Annotated in this window: 18 protein-coding genes; 9 read left to right on the top strand and 9 right to left on the bottom strand. The window is 72.5% G+C overall.

Annotation, left to right across the window (positions count from 1 at the left end; translation table 11 throughout):
- Nucleotides 1-9: 9 nt before the first annotated feature.
- The 3 genes from Aut01nite_RS29040 to Aut01nite_RS29030 are packed head-to-tail and all read right to left on the bottom strand — an operon-like array spanning nucleotide 10 to nucleotide 1,195.
- Nucleotides 10-297 carry a hypothetical protein gene (locus Aut01nite_RS29040; protein WP_043524301.1) on the bottom strand — a complete coding sequence of 96 codons (288 nt, stop codon included), beginning with the start codon at nucleotides 295-297 and terminating at the stop codon, nucleotides 10-12.
- Entirely contained in the window at nucleotides 294-872 is a 579-nt protein-coding gene (locus tag Aut01nite_RS29035) for a TetR/AcrR family transcriptional regulator (RefSeq protein WP_043524302.1), read from the bottom strand. Before Aut01nite_RS29035 ends, Aut01nite_RS29040 begins: the two co-directional genes overlap by 4 nt.
- The gene (locus Aut01nite_RS29030; RefSeq protein ID WP_043524303.1) at nucleotides 869-1,195 is read right to left on the bottom strand and encodes a DMT family transporter; all 327 of its coding nucleotides are present in this window, start codon (nucleotides 1,193-1,195) and stop codon (nucleotides 869-871) included. Before Aut01nite_RS29030 ends, Aut01nite_RS29035 begins: the two co-directional genes overlap by 4 nt.
- A gap of 100 nt (nucleotides 1,196-1,295) precedes the next feature.
- Between Aut01nite_RS29030 and Aut01nite_RS29025 the strand changes: the two genes are divergently transcribed.
- Entirely contained in the window at nucleotides 1,296-2,456 is a 1,161-nt protein-coding gene (locus Aut01nite_RS29025) for an MFS transporter (RefSeq protein ID WP_043524304.1), read from the top strand.
- Here Aut01nite_RS29025 and Aut01nite_RS29020 read toward each other — a convergent pair.
- Nucleotides 2,428-3,684 (bottom strand): alpha-hydroxy-acid oxidizing protein, encoded by a 1,257-nt coding sequence (locus Aut01nite_RS29020; protein WP_043524305.1) that lies wholly within the window; start codon nucleotides 3,682-3,684, stop codon nucleotides 2,428-2,430. The genes Aut01nite_RS29025 and Aut01nite_RS29020 overlap by 29 nt on opposite strands.
- 163 nt (nucleotides 3,685-3,847) lie before the next feature.
- Here Aut01nite_RS29020 and Aut01nite_RS29015 point away from each other — a divergent pair, with 163 nt between their 5' ends.
- Nucleotides 3,848-4,504 (top strand): TetR/AcrR family transcriptional regulator, encoded by a 657-nt coding sequence (locus Aut01nite_RS29015; RefSeq protein ID WP_052163538.1) that lies wholly within the window; start codon nucleotides 3,848-3,850, stop codon nucleotides 4,502-4,504.
- On the opposite strand, the gene Aut01nite_RS29010 is transcribed toward Aut01nite_RS29015, so the two are convergent.
- Nucleotides 4,498-5,109: a GNAT family N-acetyltransferase gene (locus Aut01nite_RS29010; RefSeq protein WP_043524306.1), complete on the bottom strand. Its 612-nt coding sequence runs from the start codon at nucleotides 5,107-5,109 to the stop codon at nucleotides 4,498-4,500. The genes Aut01nite_RS29015 and Aut01nite_RS29010 overlap by 7 nt on opposite strands.
- A 47-nt stretch (nucleotides 5,110-5,156) precedes the next feature.
- Nucleotides 5,157-5,564 carry a VOC family protein gene (locus Aut01nite_RS29005; RefSeq protein ID WP_043524384.1) on the bottom strand — a complete coding sequence of 136 codons (408 nt, stop codon included), beginning with the start codon at nucleotides 5,562-5,564 and terminating at the stop codon, nucleotides 5,157-5,159.
- A 92-nt stretch (nucleotides 5,565-5,656) separates the two neighbouring features.
- Between Aut01nite_RS29005 and Aut01nite_RS29000 the strand changes: the two genes are divergently transcribed.
- From Aut01nite_RS29000 to Aut01nite_RS28975, 6 genes are all read left to right on the top strand, one after another.
- On the top strand, nucleotides 5,657-6,664 hold the full coding sequence (locus Aut01nite_RS29000) for a helix-turn-helix transcriptional regulator (protein WP_083998764.1): 1,008 nt from the start codon (nucleotides 5,657-5,659) through the stop codon (nucleotides 6,662-6,664).
- Nucleotides 6,665-6,743: 79 nt separating this feature from the next.
- Complete coding sequence (locus Aut01nite_RS28995) at nucleotides 6,744-10,334, top strand: nitrate reductase subunit alpha (protein WP_043524386.1); 3,591 nt, start codon at nucleotides 6,744-6,746, stop codon at nucleotides 10,332-10,334.
- Entirely contained in the window at nucleotides 10,334-11,830 is a 1,497-nt protein-coding gene (narH, locus tag Aut01nite_RS28990; RefSeq protein WP_043524307.1) for a nitrate reductase subunit beta, read from the top strand. The genes Aut01nite_RS28995 and narH overlap by 1 nt, the downstream gene beginning before the upstream one ends.
- Nucleotides 11,830-12,438, top strand: a complete 609-nt coding sequence (narJ, locus tag Aut01nite_RS28985) for a nitrate reductase molybdenum cofactor assembly chaperone (RefSeq protein ID WP_043524308.1) — start codon at nucleotides 11,830-11,832, stop codon at nucleotides 12,436-12,438. Before narH ends, narJ begins: the two co-directional genes overlap by 1 nt.
- A complete protein-coding gene (narI, locus tag Aut01nite_RS28980) occupies nucleotides 12,435-13,199 on the top strand; it encodes a respiratory nitrate reductase subunit gamma (RefSeq protein ID WP_043524310.1) in 765 nt (254 codons plus the stop codon). Before narJ ends, narI begins: the two co-directional genes overlap by 4 nt.
- Nucleotides 13,196-13,816 carry a class I SAM-dependent methyltransferase gene (locus Aut01nite_RS28975; protein WP_043524311.1) on the top strand — a complete coding sequence of 207 codons (621 nt, stop codon included), beginning with the start codon at nucleotides 13,196-13,198 and terminating at the stop codon, nucleotides 13,814-13,816. The genes narI and Aut01nite_RS28975 overlap by 4 nt, the downstream gene beginning before the upstream one ends.
- Here the strand turns inward: Aut01nite_RS28975 and Aut01nite_RS28970 are convergent.
- Nucleotides 13,775-14,068 carry a DUF6232 family protein gene (locus Aut01nite_RS28970; protein WP_043524312.1) on the bottom strand — a complete coding sequence of 98 codons (294 nt, stop codon included), beginning with the start codon at nucleotides 14,066-14,068 and terminating at the stop codon, nucleotides 13,775-13,777. The two genes, Aut01nite_RS28975 and Aut01nite_RS28970, sit on opposite strands and share 42 nt — an antisense overlap.
- Before the next feature lie 177 nt (nucleotides 14,069-14,245).
- On the opposite strand from Aut01nite_RS28970, the gene Aut01nite_RS28965 reads away from it, so the two are divergent.
- On the top strand, nucleotides 14,246-15,454 hold the full coding sequence (locus Aut01nite_RS28965) for an MFS transporter (RefSeq protein WP_201775491.1): 1,209 nt from the start codon (nucleotides 14,246-14,248) through the stop codon (nucleotides 15,452-15,454).
- Between the two features lie 59 nt (nucleotides 15,455-15,513).
- Here the strand turns inward: Aut01nite_RS28965 and Aut01nite_RS28960 are convergent, their stop codons facing one another.
- Together Aut01nite_RS28960 and Aut01nite_RS28955 are read right to left on the bottom strand one after the other, a co-directional pair.
- Nucleotides 15,514-16,521, bottom strand: coding sequence for a hypothetical protein (locus Aut01nite_RS28960; RefSeq protein ID WP_043524313.1), 1,008 nt, complete (start codon nucleotides 16,519-16,521; stop codon nucleotides 15,514-15,516).
- Between the two features lie 7 nt (nucleotides 16,522-16,528).
- The gene (locus Aut01nite_RS28955; RefSeq protein WP_052163540.1) at nucleotides 16,529-17,557 is read right to left on the bottom strand and encodes a hypothetical protein; all 1,029 of its coding nucleotides are present in this window, start codon (nucleotides 17,555-17,557) and stop codon (nucleotides 16,529-16,531) included.
- Nucleotides 17,558-17,816 lie beyond the last annotated feature (259 nt).

Here is a 17,816-nt window from a genome sequence, read left to right as displayed (position 1 = left end):
CGGGAAATCTCACGCCACCGGGATCCGCGCCGGACTGATCGAGCCGTAGCCGCCGGCGGCCTCCTCCAGGACGGCGAGCCGCCGGGCGGCGTGTGCACCGCGGGGCCACAGGACGGCGAGGGTGGTGACGCCGAGTGCGGCGTAGCGGCCGGCGCAGTCGTGGAAGGCCTCGATCGAGTCGAGCGGGCGTTCGCCCCGTACCCGAGGACGACCAGGCGGGCGAGCGTTCCCGGGTCCCGGTTCCCGCCCGGCGCAGACCTCGTCGAGCAGGGCGATCTGGCGGCGGGGGCGACTCACGGCGTACCGCGGACGAAGGGTCTGGAGGAGGTCAGCTTGCGGAGGGCGGCGGTGAGCCGGGGCGCGTCCAGCTCGCTGCCGGTGACCATGGCCTGCAGGATGACGCCGTCGAGCAGAGCGCAGATGTCGTGGGCCGCCTCGTGGCCGTAGGTGTCCTCGACGATCGCGGGGAGGCCGGCCATCCACGCCTCGGCGATGGGGCGCAGCGTGGTGTCGCGGGCGGCGGCGACGAACAGCTCGTACTCCAGGCGGACCTGGCGGCGGTCGGTCAGGTACTCCTGGACCAGCGTGGTGAGCGCCTCCGGCATGTCCGGGGCGGCCCGCAACCGCACGTCCCACGCCTGCATGTCGGCCCGCATGGTGTCCAGCGCGTGCCGCAGGCCGGCCGCGATCAGATCGTCGAGGGTGGGGAAGTAGTAGGTGGTCGCACCGAGCGGCAGGCCCGCGCGGGCGGCGACGGCCCGGTGCGTGGTGCGGCCGACGCCGCACTCGGCGATGACCTCCATGGCGGCCGAGGCCAGGGCGGCGCGGCGGGCCTCCGGATCGCGGGCCCGCTGAGGGCGGCGTGCGGTCAATGGGATCCGCCGCCGGTCAGGTTGAGCACGACCACTCCGGCGATGATGAGGGCGATCCCGCCGACCTTGACGGCGGTCAGCGGCTCGCCGAGGAAGGCCGCGCCGATCGCGACGATCGCGGCGGTGCCCACCCCGGACCAGATCGCGTAGGCGACACCCACCTCGATCTGCTTGACCGCCTGACTGAGCAGCACGAACGACGTGCCGTAGGCGGCCAGCACGGTCAGCGTCGGCCAGAGGCGGGTGAAACCCTCGGTGGATTTCATCAGGCTGGTGGCGAACAGCTCGGCGGCGATGGCACCGGCCAGGAAGAGGTAATGCACGGAGAGCCTTCGATCTTTTCTTGTACGGATGTACAAGTACGATCGTACAAGAGCACCTCGCGGGCCGAAAGTGTCAGAGATTCCGTCTACTGTGCCCGGTATGGATCCCGTGCGCCGTGGCCGGATCGCCACCTCCCTCGTCTTCGCCGTGTTCGGCGCCGTCCTCGGGGTGTGGACCGCGCGCATCCCCGCGGTGAAAGAGGGCCTCGCTCTCAGCGACGGGCGGCTCAGCGTCGCGCTGCTGGCCTTCGCCGCCGGCTGCATCACCGGGATGGCGCTGATCGGCCGCCTCACCGACCGGTTCGGCAGTTCGCGGGTGCTCGTGCCGGCCGCGCTGCTGGAGGGCCTGCTGCTGGTGCCGCCCGGGCTGGCCGGCGGCCTGGTGACGCTCTGCGTGGCGTTGTTCGTGTTCGGCGCCGTGCACGGCACGCTCAACATCGCGATGAACGCGAACGCCGCCGAGATCGAGCGGGCCATGGAGCGGCCGGTGATGTCGTCGTTCCACGCGATCTACAGCATCGGCGGCTTCCTCGGGGCCGTCATCGGCAGCCTGTTCGCGCACTCCGGCGTGAGCGTCGGCGCCACCCTGGCCACGGTGGGGCTCGCGGTGTTCGTGCTGGCCGGCCTGGCCGCCCGGTGGGTGCTGCCGTCGGCGCCGGCCCCGGCCGCACCGGCCGGGGCGGGGCCGGGCGGCCGGTCGCTGCTGCTGGTCTTCTTCGGGATGGTGGTGCTCTGCACGCTGGTGGGCGAGGGGGCCGCGGCCGACTGGAGCGCCGTCTACCTGCGCGACGGGCTGGGCACGTCCGAGGCGTTCGCGGCATGGGGTTACGCCGCCTTCGCGATCATGATGACCGCCGGCCGGGTGTTCGGCGACCGGGCCGCCGTCAGGTTCGGCCCGGTGCCGCTGGTCCGGGCCAGCGGTCTGATCGCGGCGGCCGGGCTCGGCGTCGCCCTGCTGATCGGGCACCCGGTGGCGGGCGTCCTCGGGTTCGGGCTGCTCGGGCTGGGCCTGTCGTGCGTCGCTCCGCAGTTCTTCTCGGCCGCGGCGGCCGCGGATCCGCAGCGGGCCGGGCGTGCGCTGTCCACCGTGGTGAGCATCGGCTATGCCGGGTTCCTGCTCGGGCCGGTCGCCATCGGGGCGGCGGCCACGGCGGTCGGGCTGTCCGCCGCGCTGTGGATCCCGGTGGCGCTGGCCGTCTTCGTCGCGGCCGCCGCGGGCGCGATCGGGCTGGTCAGGCGGCGGCCAGTGCACTCCGGGTGATCGCGGCGATGTCCGGGGTGCCGGCCAGCGCCATGGTCAGATCCAGTTCGGCGACCACGTTGGTGATCACGTCCTCGACGCCGCGCTGACCGGCGAGCGCCAGGCCGTACATGTAGGGGCGGCCCAGCAGTACCGCGTTCGCGCCCAGCGCGAGGGCGGTGAAGACGTCGGCGCCGGTGCGGATGCCGCTGTCGAACAGCAGCACCGGATCCGGGCCGAGCGCGTCCCGGATGGTGACCAGGGCGTCGAGGGAGGCGATCGCGTTGTCGATCTGGCGGCCGCCGTGATTGGACACCACCACCGCGTCGGCGCCCAGGTCGAAGGCGCGGCGGGCGTCGTCCGGGTGCAGGATGCCCTTGAGCACCACCGGGAGTCGGGTCCGGTCCCGCAGCGTCGCCAGATGATCCCAGCTCAGGCCGGGGTTGGAGTAGATGTCGAGGAACGTCTCCACCGACGCCCGCGGGGCGGGGGAGCGCAGGTTGTTCCAGAACCCGCCGGGATGGTTGCGGGTCATCGCCAGCAGGGTGCGGATCGCGCCCAGGGTCACCTCCCCGGCCGGCTGCGCCGGGCGGGCCGCCGCGATCTCCCGGAACCGCGGGTCCGACGTGTACTGCGCGATCCCCTCACCCCGGCTGAACGGCAGCGATCCCAGGTTCAGATCCTGCGGCCGCCAGCCCAGCACCGTCGTGTCCAGGGTGACGACGAGCGCGCCCGCGCCGGCCGCCTCGGCTCGCGCGATCAGGCTGTCGACCAGGCCCTCGTCCTTGCTCCAGTACAGCTGGAACCACCGGGACGCGTCGCCCATCGCCGCCGCGCACTCCTCCATCGGATTGCAGCCCTGATTGGAGAAGACGTACGTGGTGCCGGTCGCGGCGGCCGCCCGGGCGATCTTCACGTCGCTGTCCGCCCCCATCAGCGCGCCCGCCCCCACCGGCGCGAGCAGCAGCGGCGTGCCGTGCCGGGCGCCCAGCAACCGCACCGACAGGTCCCGGTCCACCGCGCCGGACGCCATCCGCGGCACGATCGCCCATCTGCCGAACGCCTCCCGGTTGCGCCGCATGGTCCGGCCCTCACCGGCGCCGCCGGCGACGTACGCCCAGGCCCGTGCGCTGCTGGCCCGCCGGGCACGCCGTTCCAGTTCGGCGAAGTCGGCCGGCACCACGGGCCGCCGGCCCAGCACACCCTGGCGGTAGATCGAGCTCAGTCGGGCGAGTCCGGCTCCGGACATGGGTTCCTCCCGCGCGAACGGATGGGCGAACGGATGGGCGAACGATGGGCGAGTGGCTGACACGCTAGACCACCTCCCGCGCCGACGCCGCCGTCGACCCCACGACCTCCGGACAGAGGTGAGATGGAGTCTCGCTTGTGGGCCGGGAAGGTAGGGTGTCGGCATGGGGGACGACGGTACGAACCGGACCGGTGAAGGAGACTCGGCGACGCTCACGGTCGTCGTGCCGCACGCCGGCCGGCCGGTCCGGGAGCGCGCCGACGCCGCCCGCAACCGGGAGCGGGTGCTCGACGCGGCCCGGCGGCTGTACCGGGAACGGGACCCGCGGACCGTCACGATGGAGGACATCGCGGCCGCCGCCGGAGTCGGCCGGGCGACCCTCTACCGGCGCTACCGTGATCCGGCCGCCGTCGCGGTCGCCCTGCTCGACGAGCACGACCGTAGCCTTCAGGAGCAGCTGATCAGCGGCCCGCCGCCGCTCGGCCCCGGCGCGGCGCCGGCGGACCGGCTGGCCGCCTTCTACGCGGCCATGCTGGACCTGCTCGACGAGCATCTGCCGCTGGCGCTCAGCGGCGAGACCGGCGCGGCCCGGTTCCGCACCGGGGCGTACGAGTTCTGGCGCCTGCACGTCCGTGTGCTCCTGCGCGCCGCCGGCGTGCCCGACCCGGAACCCCTCGTCGACATCCTGCTGGCGCCGCTGGCCCCCGAGCTGTACCAGCATCAGCGCCGCCACGGCCTGGACCGGCGGCAGATCGCGGCGGCGCTCGACCGGCTGGCCCGTGCGCTGCTGCCGGAGCCCGGCCGTCGCGACGCTCAGTGAGGCGCGCGGCCCTCCGTCCGGATGCCGAGGTAGGTGAGCGGCCCCGGGTCCGGGACCGGCAGCTCGGTGAAACCCAGCCGGTCGTAGAAGCCGCGGGCCTTCACGTTCGCGGTGACCATGCCGACGTGGACGCCCGGCGCGTCCACCACCGCCAGGAAACGCCCGATCAGCCGGCGGCCGAAACCGCGGCCCTGCCACGGCGGCAGCAGGTCGATGTGCAGGTGCGCCGGATGGCCGTCCAGGCCGGGCACCAGCATCCGCTCCGGGTCGTGGTGCAACGCGATCATGTCCTGCTCGGGGCTGCGCGGCGGGGGCGGCGGCACCGGATAACGGTCGCCGAGCAGCGGGATCCACTCGTCGCGGTACCGCCGGGCGAACCGGGCGGTGTCCGCCGTCCCGACCACGTACCCGGCGACGTCGCCACCGTCGTCGAGCACGAAGGCCAGCTCCGGCTCCAGCTGGGCGTACGGCCCGGCGAACAGGTCGCCCATCAGATCGTCGCTGGAGTACAGCCCGCGGGCGTCGGCTCCGGCGTCGGCGGTGCGCACACAGATGTCGTAGAGGGCGGCACGGTCGGCACGCCGGTACTGGCGGATCTCAGGCATGCCCGAACGTTATGCGCCGCCACCGCCCCCATCGCAAGCCCGCCCGGTCAGGCCCCGGCCAGCACGTCGAGGTAGTGCTGGTTGAACATCACGCCGAGGATGTTGCCGAACGGGTCGGTGACCGAGGCGGTGACGTACCCGGGGCCACGCTCGGTCGGCTCGTCGTGCGGGGTGGCGCCGAGCGAGAGCAGGCGCCGGTACGCGGCCTCGACGTCGTCGACCGCCCAGTAGATCACCGCCCCGGCCGGCCGCCCGGCCGGCTGATGCGGTGCGAAACGGCTGCTGAGCACCCCGAGCTCGTGCTGGTGATCGCCCGCCCGCCACTCCAGGTAGGCGAGCTCGCCGCCGGCCTCCCGGACGAAGTACGGCTCGGCGCCGAAGACGGCCGTGTACCACTCCCGGGCCGCGGCCATGTCGCCGGCGAAGAACGTGACAGTGGTGAATCCGCGAAGCATCGTCGTCATCCCTCTCGTTGCCGACCTGAGGGAACCCATGTTTCCGCGTTAAGTGCTCACCTTCTGAGCACTTTCCCTGCCAATCTGAGGGCATGCGCGCGGACCGGCTCGTCGCCACCCTCCTGTTCATGCAGTCCCGTGGCCGGGTCACCGCCGCGGAGGTCGCCGCCGAGCTGGAGGTCTCGGTGGCGACCGCACGCCGGGACCTGGAGGCCCTGTCCGCGGCGGGGGTGCCGGTCTATCCGCAGCCGGGCCGGCATGGCGGCTGGTCGCTGGTCGGCGGGGCACGAACCGACCTGACCGGGCTGTCGGAGGCCGAAGCACAGGCGTTGTTCCTGCTCGCCGGTCCGGCCGCGGTCTCCGTCCAGGCGCGGACGGCGCTGCGCAAACTGCTCCGGGCGCTGCCCGAGCCGTTTCGCACCGACGCGCGGGCGGCTGCCGAGGCGACGCTGATCGACCCGTCCGGCTGGGGTGAACGGGAACGGCGGCCACCCGCGATCGTCGGCGTGCTCCAGGACGCGGTGGTCCGGCGGCGCCGGATCCGCTTCACCTACCGGGAGGCGGATCGGGAGGCCGATCCGTGGGGTGTGGTCGGCAAGGACGACGTGTTCTACCTGGTCGCCGGCACGCCGCGAGGGCAGCGGACCTTCCGGGTGGACCGGATGGCCGAGGTGACGATCACCGGCCGGGGCTTCGAACGGCCGGTGGACTTCTCCCTCGACGAAGCCTGGGAGCAGGTCGTCGGCGAGGTCGAGGCCCGGCGTGCCCGGACCTGGGCGACAGTGCTGATCGAGGAACGGTTCGTCTGGGTGCTGCGGGACCACTTCGGCCGGCACTGCCACGTGGTGGAGCCGCTCACCGGCGGCCGGGCCCGGGTCCGGGTGGGCGCCCCGAACGCCCGCGATCTCGCCCGCACCCTCTCCGGGTGGGGCGCGGCCGTCGAGGTCCTCGACCCGCCGGAGGTACGGGCGGAACTCGCCCGCATCGGCGCCGAACTGGTCGCGCTCTATGCCCGGGGCGCTCGTCAGGGCGGGACCAAAGTCCCGGGACATGCGGGACCGCCGGCTCAGGTGGGCCGGGGCGAAGATCGGCAAGGGTGAAGGAGCACCGGGCGACCGCCCGGGCGGCTGCTCCACGGCGAAGGAAACCACCGTGTCACTGGATCCCGGGCCCGCCCCTCTGCTGGGCGCACGACGCTTCCTCACCCGTGCGACGGTCGGCGACCACGGCCGTACCCTGCACCGGATCGACGACAGCGAGTGGGACGCGTTCTACCGTGACCGCTGGAGTTACGACCGGGTGGTCCGCTCCACCCACGGGGTCAACTGCACCGGCTCCTGCTCGTGGAACGTGTTCGTCAAGGACGACCTGATCACCTGGGAGCACCAGGCCACCGACTATCCGGAGAGCGGGCCGGACGCGCCCGACTACGAGCCGCGGGGCTGCCCGCGAGGGGCGAGCTTCTCCTGGTACGAGTATTCGCCGAGCCGTGTACGTCACCCGTACCTCCGCGGGGTCCTGGCCGAGATGTTCCGTGAGGCGCGGCAGCGCCTGGGTGACCCGGTCGCCGCGTGGGCCGAGATCGTGGAGACGCCGCTGAAGGCGATGGCCTACAAGACCCAGCGCGGGCGGGGCGGGTTCGTGCGCGCGTCGTGGGACGAGGCGATCGAGCTGATGGCGGCGGCGCACGTCTACACCACCAAGGTGTACGGGCCGGACCGGGTCGTCGGGTTCTCGCCGATCCCGGCGATGTCGATGGCGTCGTTCGCGGCCGGGACCCGCTATCACGCGCTGCTCGGCGGCACGCTGCTCAGCTTCTACGACTGGTACGCGGACCTGCCGATCGCGTCGCCGCAGATCTGGGGCGACCAGACGGACGTGCCGGAGGCGGGCGACTGGTGGAACGCCACCTACCTGATGATGTGGGGCTCGAACATCCCGGTGACGCGCACCCCGGACGCGCACTTCCTGGCCGAGGCCCGGTACAAGGGCACGAAGGTCGTGGCGGTGAGCCCGGACTACGCGGACAACGTCAAGTTCGCCGACGACTGGCTGGCGCCGCATCCGGGGACGGACGGCGCGCTGGCGATGGCGATGGGCCACGTGATCCTGACCGAGTTCTTCCGGGACCGGGAGACCCCGTACTTCACTGATTATGTCCGTAAATATACTGACCTCCCGTTCCTGGTCACCGTCGTGGACGGGAAAGCGGACCGCTTCCTGACCGCCGCCGACCTCGGGCACGAGGACGGCGAGCACAAGACGGTGCTGATCGACCAGGCGACGGGCGAGCCGGTCGTGCCCAACGGCTCGCTCGGCTACCGGTACGGCGAGCCGGGCAGGTGGAACCTCGACCTCGGTGACGTCGTCCCGGCGCTCGGCATCGACGGTGACGAGGCGGTCGAGATCGAGATGGCCCGTTTCGACGTCGGTGACACCGAGGGCGGCGCCACGATCCGTCGCGGCGTCCGGGTCCGGCGGATCGGCGAGCACCTGGTCACCACGGTCTTCGACCTGGTCATGGCGACGTACGGGGTCAAGCGCGGCGACCTGCCCGGCGAGTGGCCCGCGGGCTACGACGACGCGGCCTCGCCGAACACCCCGGCCTGGCAGGAGAAGATCACCGGCGTCGACGCGAAGCTGGCCGCCCGGATCGGCCGGGAGTTCGCCCGCAACGCCGAACGCAGCCACGGCCGTTCGATGATCGTCCTCGGGGCCGGCGCCAACCAGTGGTTCCACTCCGACATGACGTACCGCGCGTTCATCTCGCTGGTCACGCTGACCGGCTGCCAGGGTGTCAACGGCGGCGGCTGGGCGCACTACGTCGGCCAGGAGAAGGCCCGGCCGATCACCGGCCAGCAGCACATGAGCTTCGCCTTCGACTGGCAGCGGCCGATGCGGCACCAGGCGTCCACCCCGTTCTGGTATCTGCACACCGACCAGTGGCGGTACGAGCGGATCCCGGCCGACGAGCTGGCGTCCCCGCTGGGCACCGGCCGCTTCCGGGGCATGGCGTTCGCGGACACGGTCGCGGCCGCGCAGCGGATGGGTTGGAGCCCGGGCCACCCCTTCTTCAACCGCAACCCTCTGGATCTCGCGGACGAGGCGAAGGCGGCGGGTGAGACACCGCAGGACTACATCGTCAAGCAGCTCCGATCAGGCGAACTGCGCCCGGTGGCCGAGGACCCGGACGATCCCGCGAACTTCCCCCGCTGCCTGACCCTGTGGCGGGCCAACCTGCTCGGCTCGTCCGGCAAGGGCAACGAGTACTTCATGCGGCACCTGCTCGGAGTCTCCTCCCTGGCCGGCGCGAGCGAGTGCGACCCGGGAAGCCGGCCGCGGGACGTGACCTGGCGGGACGAGGCGCCGGTCGGCAAGCTGGACCTGCTCACCGCGATCGACTTCCGGATGACCAACACCGGCCTGCACGCCGACCTGGTCCTGCCGGCCGCCACCTGGTACGAGAAGCACGACATCTCCACCACCGACATGCACCCGTTCGTGCACGCGTTCAGCCCGGCCGTCCCGCCGCCGCCGGACGCGCACACCGACTACGACACGTTCCTCGCCCTGGCCGACAAGGTCAGCGAGCTGGCGGAGACCCACCTGGGCGCCCGCACCGACGTGCTGGCCGCGCCGCTGCAGCACGACACCCCGGACGAGCTGGCCATGCCGGGCGGCCGGGTGCGGGACTGGAAGTTCGGCGAGTGCGCGCCCACTCCCGGCCGGACCATGCCGAAGCTGATCACGATCGAGCGGGATTACACCCTGATCGGCGCGAAGATGCGCACGGTCGGGCCGCTGATGGACGAGCTCGGCACGACCACCAAAGCCATCACCGTCGATGTGAAGCCGGAGATCTCCTATCTGAAGCGTCAGAACGGTGTGATCGACGGCCGCCCGTCCCTCGCCACGGCCGACCGGATGTGCGAGGCCATCCTGGCCTTCTCCGGAACCACCAACGGGCGGCTGGCCCATGCCGGATTCGTCCAGTTGGAGCAGCGCACCGGTCAGAGGTTCACCGACTACATCGAGGGCCACGAGAACGACCGGATCACGTACGCCCAGACACAGGAGAAACCGCAACCGGTGTTCACCAGCCCGGAGTGGTCCGGGTCGGAGAAGGGCGGCCGCCGCTACTCCCCGTTCACGATCAACGTGGAGCGGCTGAAGCCGTGGCACACGATCACCGGCCGGCAGCACTTCTTCGTCGAGCACGACTGGGTCGCCGAGCTCGGTGAGCAACTGCCCGGCTTCCGGCCGCCGCTGAACATGGCCCGCCACTTCGGCCGGCCGGGCGAGGCGGTCGACGGCGGTGTGACGGTCCGGTTCCTGACCCCGCACGCCAAGTGGTCGATCCACTCGATGTACCACGACAACGAGCTGATGCTGGCGCTGTCCCGGGGCGGCCCGGTGATCTGGATGAGCGTCCAGGACGCCGCGAAGATCGGGGTCCGCGACAACGAGTGGATCGAGGCCCACAACCGCAACGGCGTCGTGGTGGCCCGTGCCGTGGTCAGTCACCGGATGCCCGAGGGCACCGTCTTCCAGTACCACTCGCCGGAGCGCACGGTGAACGTCCCGAAGGCCGAGGGCACGAGGAGGCGGGGCGGCTACCACAACTCGATGACCCGGCTGCTGATCAAACCGACCCACCTGGCCGGCGGGCACGGCCAGCTCACCTACGCCTTCAACTACTACGGCCCGATCGGCAGCCAGCGCGACGAGATCACCGTGATCCGCCGCCGCACCCAGGAGGTGGAGTACTGATGCGCATCCGAGCGCAGGTCGCCATGGTGATGAACCTCGACAAGTGCATCGGCTGCCACACCTGCTCGGTCACGTGCAAGCAGACGTGGACCAACCGGGAGGGCACCGAGTACGTCTGGTTCAACAACGTCGAGACGAAACCCGGCATCGGCTACCCCAAGCACTACGAGGACCAGGAACGCTGGAAGGGCGGCTGGAAGCTCGACGGCAGGGGCCGCCTCGTCCTGCGGTCCGGCGGCCGGGCCAAGCGGCTGTCCCGGATCTTCGCGAACCCGGACCTGCCGACCATCGACGACTACTACGAACCGGCCACCTTCGACAAGGACGTCCTGGTCGACGCGCCGGCCGGGCTGAAGGACACCCCCGTCAAGAAGCCGTACTCGCGGCTGACCGGCGAGCCGATGAGCATCGCGTGGGGCGCGAACTGGGAGGACTCTCTCGGCGGCGACACCGCCGATCAGGACCCGAACCTGAGGAGCATGACCGAGAAGGTCACGTTCGAGTTCGAGAAGACGTTCATGTTCCACCTGCCGCGGATCTGCGAGCACTGCCTCAACCCGGCGTGCGTCTCGGCCTGCCCGTCCGGCGCCATGTACAAGCGCGAGGAGGACGGCATCGTCCTGGTCGACCAGGACCGCTGCCGCGGCTGGCGGATGTGCGTGTCGGCGTGCCCGTACAAGAAGGTCTACGTCAACCACGCCACCGGCAAGGCCGAGAAGTGCACCCTCTGCTTCCCCCGCCTGGAGGCGGGGCAGCCGACCATCTGCTCCGAGACGTGCGTCGGCCGCCTCCGCTACCTGGGCATCCTCTGGTACGACGAGGACGCCGTGCTCGCCGCCGCCTCGGCCCCCGACGAGGAACTGCTCGACGCGCAGCGGGCCGTCTTCCTCGACCCGTTCGACCCCGCGGTGCAGCGGGCCGCCCGCGACGCCGGCCACCCGGACGACTGGATCGAGGCCGCGACGGCGTCGCCGGTCTGGAAGCTGATCAGCGAGTACCGGATCGCGCTGCCGCTGCACCCGGAGTACCGGACCCTGCCGATGGTCTGGTACGTGCCGCCGCTGTCGCCGGTGCTCGACGCGGCCGGGGCCGCCGGGCGGGACGACACCGACGCCGACGACATCTTCCACACCATCCAGGACCTGCGGATCCCGGTCGAGTACCTGGCGTCGCTGTTCACCGCCGGCGACACCGAGGTGGCCGGGGGAGTGCTGATGAAGCTCGCCGCGATGCGCGCCTACATGCGGGCCCGCACCCTGGACGGCACCGTCGCGAGCGACCTGCTCGACGGCATCGGCATGACCGCCGAGCAGGTCGAGGCCATGTACCGGCTGCTCGCGGTCGCCAAGTACGACGAGCGGTACGTCATCCCGGCCGCGCACGCCCGGACGGCCGCCGCGCTCGAGGACCTCGGTGGCTGCTCGCTCGACGGCGAGGGCGGCCCCGGCATGGGCGGCCGGGTGCCGGTCACCATCAGCGGCAGGCGGGACCGGTGATGGACCGCTCCCGGATGTTCCAGTTGACGTCCCTGCTGCTCACCTATCCGGACCGGGAACTCGTCGAGGCCGGCGGCGAACTGCGGGCCGCCTCCGCCGGCGTTCTCGGCGACTTCCTGGACTGGCTGCTCACCACGCCGCTGATCGAGGTGCAGCGGCATTACGTGCAGACGTTCGACCTGCGCCGCCGGTCCGGTCTCCACCTCACCTACCACCTGCACGGCGACACCCGCAAACGCGGGATGGCGCTGCTCATGCTCAAACAGCGGTACCGCGCACACGGGCTGCGGCTGGCCGACGGGGAACTGCCCGACCTGCTGCCGGTCGTGCTGGAGTTCGCGGCATCGGCCGGGCCCGGCGACGGGGAGGCCCCGCTGCGCCAGCACCGGCAGGGGATCGAACTGCTGCGGTCGGCCCTGCACGAGACGCGGTCCCCGTACGCCCAGGTCCTCGATCTGATCTGTGACGCCCTGCCGCCACTCACCGCCGCCGACCGCGCCGCCATCGCCGCGCTGGCCGTCGACGGCCCGCCGGTCGAGACCGTGGGTCTCGGCCCCGACCTCACCGCCCCCTACTCCACCTGCGGAAACGCGGAGGTGTCCCGATGAGCGCCCTGCTCTGGATCGTGCTGCCCTACACCTGCCTCGCCGTGTTCGTGGCCGGGCACGTCTGGCGGTGGCGGCACGACCAGTTCGGCTGGACCACCCACACCAGCCAGCTCCTGGAGAACCGGCTGCTGCGGCTCGGATCGCCGCTGTTCCACCTGGGCGCCTTCGGGGTGATCGGCGGGCACGCGATGGGACTGCTCGTCCCCGCCTCGCTCACCGGGGCCGTGGGGATCTCCGAGCACGCCTACCACCTGGTGTCCGTCACCGGCGGCACGATCACCGGTGTCATGCTGGTCGCCGGCCTGGCCCTGCTGATCGCGCGGCGGTTCGTCTCCGGCCGGATCCGGCGGGTCACCACCACCATGGACCGGATCCTGTACGCGGCGCTGACCGCGATGGTCGTGCTCGGCATGAGCGGCACCGTCGTGATCAACCTGTTCGGCGACGGATACGACTACCGGGAGACGATCGCGGTCTGGTTCCGTGGCATCTTCTGGTTCCGGCCCGACCCGGCCCTGATGACCGGCGCCCCGCTGGTGTTCCAGCTGCACGCGATCGGCGGGTTCCTGTTCCTGGCGCTGTGGCCGTTCACCCGACTCGTGCACGTGTGGTCGGCGCCGCTGGCGTACCTCTGGCGCCCCTACGTCGTCTACCGTGGCCGCCGCACCCCCGCCCCGGCCGCCCCGCCCACCCCGGCCGCCGTGCGGAACGCGACCCGCGATGCGCGTCACGCCGCACCGGTGGCTACCGTGAAGCGATGATCAGCGACAACCTCTGGCTCCAGAAGATCGCCGAGGACCCGGGACACTCGCAGTGGTACATCGACCGGTTCCGGCAGATGGCGGCGCGCGGCGAGGACCTCGCCGGCGAGGCCCGGATGATCGACGCGATGGTGCCGCGGGCATCGCGGATCCTCGACGCCGGCTGCGGCACCGGCCGGGTCGGCGGCCACCTGGCGGCGGCGGGCCACCGGGTGACCGGTGTCGACCTCGACCCCCGGCTCATCGCCGAGGCGCGGGAGCAGCATCCCGGCTCCCGCTGGGAGGTCGGCGACCTCAGTGGGCTCGACCTGGGGGAGCGGTTCGACGTGATCGTCTGCGCGGGCAACGTGATGACGTTCGCCGCCCCGTCCACCCGGGGCGAGATCCTGCGCCGGTTCGGAGCGCACCTGGCCGAGGGCGGGCGCGCGGTCGTCGGGTTCGGGGCCGGGCGGGGGTATGGATTCGACGAGTTCCTCGCCGACGCGGCCACCGCCGGCCTCACGCCCGACCTGCTGCTCAGCACCTGGGACCTGCGCCCGTACCAGCCCTCCGCCGACTTCCTCGTCGCCGTCCTGTCAGTGGTACCCGCGGGGACGGTTCTCCAGAGCGCGACGTAGAGCGCGGACGACCATGTTGAAGACGCGCGGCTCGCGGCTCTCGAACAGCACGACCGTGCGGCCGTGGTAATCGGCTGACAGCCGATAGGACGGCTTCCGGTGCGGCAGCCGCCACCACGGCTGATCCAGCCGGGTCAGCGAGAAATCGGCGATCTCCGCGATGGCGAACCGTTCCGGCTGTCCACCCGGGTTGCGGATGAACAGCTGGTCGGTGACCTCGGCGTCGTAACTGCGGTAGTAAACCCTCGGCACCGGACCCCCTCTCGCCCCCGACGGTCATGGTCACACGTAGTTCGACATCACTCAATGCGCCGACGGGTCCCGGGGTCCCGCCGAACGGGGCCGAAGGTCCCTGTCGGCGCGGATCCCGCACCGGAAGTCTGGAAGCGGCCCGGATCGTCGGGCCGTAACCGGACGATGGAGTGGAACATGAGCACACCGCAGACCCCGGCCGCCCGCACCGGCGGCCCGGCAGGACTGATGCTCGCCCTGGCGACCGTCGGGTTCGCCGTCAACTTCTGGGCCTGGGCCCTGCTCAGCCCGCTCGCCACCGGATTCCAGGCGGTGCTGGACCTCACCCCGTTCCAGCAGGCGCTCCTGGTCGCGGTGCCGGTCGTCGTCGGATCGGTCGGCCGGATCCCGGTCGGCGCGCTCACCGACCGGTACGGCGGCCGGGTCATGTTCCCGCTGATCTCCCTGATCACCATCGTGCCGGTGCTCTATCTGGGCCTGTTCGGCCACGACGCGCTCACCTCGCTGCTGGTCGGCGGGTTCTTCCTCGGCATCGGCGGCACCGCGTTCGCCGTCGGCGTCCCGTTCGTCAACGCCTGGTTCCCGCCGGAACGGCGCGGGCTCGCGGTCGGTGTCTTCGGCGTCGGCATGGGCGGAACGGCGATCAGCGCCCTCACCACCGTCCGGCTGGTCGACGCCGGCAGCACCGCCACCCCGTTCCTGCTCACGGCGGTGGTGCTGGCCGCGTACGCCGCCGTCGCCTGGATCGTCCTCCGGGACGCGCCCGGCCGCCCGGTGCCCACCGCCCCGCTCGCGCGGCGGCTCGGCACGGTCCTGCGGCTGAGGATCACCTGGCAGGCCGCGGCCCTGTACGCGGTCGCCTTCGGCGGTTACGTCGCCTTCTCCGTCTACCTGCCGGCCTACCTCAAGACCGCCTACGGGCTCACCCAGGCCGACGCCGCCAACCGGATGGCCGGGTTCGTCCTGCTCGCCGTGATCATGCGGCCGGTCGGTGGCTGGCTGTCCGACCGGTTCGCCGCCGGCCGGGTCCTGGCCGTCGCCCTCGGCATCGTCGTCCTCGGCGCGATCGTCCAGGCCTTCACCCCCGGCCTCGCCCCGGTCGGGACCATCGCCTTCCTCGCCACGGCGGCCGCGCTCGGCGCCGGCAGCGGCGCCACGTTCGCCCTGGTCGCCCAGGTCGCCCCGGCCAGCCAGGTGGGTGCGGTCACCGGCGTCGTCGGTGCGGCGGGCGGCCTCGGCGGGTTCGTGCCGCCGCTGGTGATGGGCGCGATCTACGGCCGGTTCCAGTCGTACGCCCTGGGACTCGCGTTGCTCGGGGTGGTGGCCCTGGCCGCCCTGCTGCTGGACATCCTCTCGGTCGAGCGCCGCCCCACCGTCCCCGCTTGATCGCCGGCGTGCGCCGGCGGACGGCCGGCCACCGGGCCCCTCCTCCCGGTGGCCGGCCGTCATGACGTCAGGGCCCCGGCCAGATCGGCGGCCTCCGCGACGTACGGGCCGTCGCCGCCGAACGTGGCCGTCCGCTGCTCGAGGGCCGCCCGGGCGGTCCGCGCCGCACCGGCCCGATCCGTGCGGGCCTCGCTGCGGGCGAGCGCGAGCAGTGGACGTGCCGGGTCGAAGACGCGGGTCCCGGCGTGCAGCGCGTACGCCAGCCGGGCCACCCGGGCCGCCTCCTCGGTCCGGCCGGCGAGCAGCAGCGCCTCGGCGAGCAGGACGTGTGCCGGCGTCAGATGGTCGTAGGCGGGGTCCCGCAGGTCGGTGACGTCCTCCTCGGCCAGCACCAGCTCGTCGGCGATCGCCAGCGCCCGTCCCGCGGCCGCCGGGTCGGCGCGCCCGGCCGCCAGCAGCACCTCCACCTGCACCCGCCGCGCCGCCACGGCAGCCGGCTGATCCGGCACCGGGCTCTCCCGGTGCCGGCGGACCTCCCCCTCGATCAGCGCGACCGCCTCGCGCAGGTCCGGCCACGGGTCGGGCCGGGCCGCCGGCCCGGTGAAGCCGCCCAGCCAGGCACGGTCGCGCAAGGCCAGAGCCAGATCGGTACGGGCCTCACCCGCCCCGTGCGGATCCGGGATCACCGCGCGGTGGCCGATCTCCTCCCGGCACAGGCCGACGAGCAGATCCAGGTCACCGTGCCGTCCCCGGCACCGTAGCCGCCGCAGATGCCGGAACCGGATCGCCAGCTCCGCGGGTGTTCCGGCCGGCAGCGACTTCCCGGCCCGTTCCCGCAGGCTCTCCCAGACCGGCACCGAGGCCGCCGGGCCGCGATCGGCGTCCCGCCGCACCTCCAGGTGGTACTCGGTGAGCAGCGTCGTCTCGTGCTCGGGCCCCAGCCGCCGCTCCGCCTCACCGCAGAGCAGCGCGAAGTCCGCGGTGGCGCGCCCGGTTCCGATCAGGGTCTGCAGGCGGGCGCTGATCCGGCCGACGATCGCGTGTTCCCGATCCTGTCCCGGCTGCATCCTCCGCTCACCTCTCCCTGGTCCCGTTCGGCCGCCCGCCGGTGGGAAGGGACGGTGGGCCGTTGGTGGCCGGGGCGCCACCGGCTCGAGGCCGGGGGAGGTTGGTGTGACCCGGTGAGCCGGCCGTCTCGGGCCGCGTGTTGCCGGCTTCCGGAGAGGACGTGTGGGAACCGGCGGCCTGATTGGCCGAGTACGGATGGGGACCCGGGTTCAGCTGGTCGAAGACCGGCAGCGGCTGCCCCGCCTCGAGCTGCCGGATCGCGTCGCGCATCAGGGCGACCGCGTGCCGGCGCTGCTCGTACGAGGCCCGCTGGTTGCGGGTCAGCTGGTCGATCGCCTGCGCGAGCCGCTGATTCCCGGCGGCCGGCGCGGGGGCCGGCCGGAAGTGGGCCCGCATCGCGTGCACCACCCCGTCGATGCTGCACCCGGCCGCGGATCGCAGCAGTGCCTCCCGCAGGATCCGGGCCGCCGCGGCCGCGGAGATCCGGTGCTCCTGGATCATCAGGAGGTCCTCGACCGCGGAGGCGGGCGGCGCGTGATCGAGGGCCGCGGACAGGGCCGGGTGCCGCCCGGCCCAGTCGAGCAGGACCCGCAGGAGGCAGTCGGCGACGGCGGTGCGGCTCAGCCCGTCGGTGTGCAGCAGTTCCTGCACCCAGCCCATCCGGTGCGGCCAGTGACTCCACACCTTCGACTCGGCGATCAGCATCTGCGCGGCCGACTCGTGGTCGAGGCAGGCGGCGACGTCGCGGACCGGGCCGGCCGGCGCGCTCTGGTAGGCGCGCAGCAGCGGATGCTTGGCGTGCCGCCCGGCGACGGCGAAGAACGTGGTGCGGGTGCCCTGCGGCCGCACCTCGGCGACGATCTCGCCCCAGGTGGTCTGGTCGTCGGTGCGGCCGCCGGCGAGGAGGCGCTCGGCCGCCCAGTAGTAGGAGACCTTGGTGAGCCAGTGTTTGCGGACCGACGGCTCCGGCCCGGCGAGTTCCCGGCGCCAGCGGCCCGCGACGGTGTCACGGAGCGTGTGAACGACGAACGCCAATGAGCACCTCGTGATTATGTGAGCCGGGCACGCATTCGCCGGGCGACGGCGATGCCGACACTTTGGCACGGTAGGGGATCGCCGATTCCTTAAAAATATGGAAAGTGGCGGAGTTCGACCCGGGCGGTCGACAACACCCCTCGGCCGTTCGGGTGGGCGCCCGTGCCCGTCCGGGCTCCCCTGGGGGGCGACCGGCTGATACGGACGGACCCTACGCGCGGCGGCTCACCGGAAACAATTCCAAAGAATTCATGGAAAC

Origin of the sequence: Actinoplanes utahensis (assembly GCF_016862455.1) — a bacterium.
GTDB classification, from domain to species: domain Bacteria; phylum Actinomycetota; class Actinomycetes; order Mycobacteriales; family Micromonosporaceae; genus Actinoplanes; species Actinoplanes utahensis.
The sequence above is the reverse complement of the archived record's forward strand: the minus strand, read 5'-3'. Positions and strand labels throughout refer to the sequence as shown.

Excerpts from the sequence above, each read along its gene's own strand:
- Aut01nite_RS29025 (WP_043524304.1), top strand. The coding sequence starts at position 1,296 with ATGGATCCCGTGCGCCGTGGCCGGATCGCCACCTCCCTCGTCTTCGCC.
- Aut01nite_RS29020 (WP_043524305.1), bottom strand. The coding sequence starts at position 3,684 with ATGTCCGGAGCCGGACTCGCCCGACTGAGCTCGATCTACCGCCAGGGT.
- Aut01nite_RS29015 (WP_052163538.1), top strand. The coding sequence starts at position 3,848 with ATGGGGGACGACGGTACGAACCGGACCGGTGAAGGAGACTCGGCGACG.
- Aut01nite_RS29010 (WP_043524306.1), bottom strand. The coding sequence starts at position 5,109 with ATGCCTGAGATCCGCCAGTACCGGCGTGCCGACCGTGCCGCCCTCTAC.
- Aut01nite_RS29005 (WP_043524384.1), bottom strand. The coding sequence starts at position 5,564 with ATGCTTCGCGGATTCACCACTGTCACGTTCTTCGCCGGCGACATGGCC.
- Aut01nite_RS29000 (WP_083998764.1), top strand. The coding sequence starts at position 5,657 with ATGCGCGCGGACCGGCTCGTCGCCACCCTCCTGTTCATGCAGTCCCGT.
- narH (WP_043524307.1), top strand. The coding sequence starts at position 10,334 with ATGCGCATCCGAGCGCAGGTCGCCATGGTGATGAACCTCGACAAGTGC.
- narJ (WP_043524308.1), top strand. The coding sequence starts at position 11,830 with ATGGACCGCTCCCGGATGTTCCAGTTGACGTCCCTGCTGCTCACCTAT.
- narI (WP_043524310.1), top strand. The coding sequence starts at position 12,435 with ATGAGCGCCCTGCTCTGGATCGTGCTGCCCTACACCTGCCTCGCCGTG.
- Aut01nite_RS28975 (WP_043524311.1), top strand. The coding sequence starts at position 13,196 with ATGATCAGCGACAACCTCTGGCTCCAGAAGATCGCCGAGGACCCGGGA.
- Aut01nite_RS28965 (WP_201775491.1), top strand. The coding sequence starts at position 14,246 with ATGAGCACACCGCAGACCCCGGCCGCCCGCACCGGCGGCCCGGCAGGA.
- Aut01nite_RS28960 (WP_043524313.1), bottom strand. The coding sequence starts at position 16,521 with ATGCAGCCGGGACAGGATCGGGAACACGCGATCGTCGGCCGGATCAGC.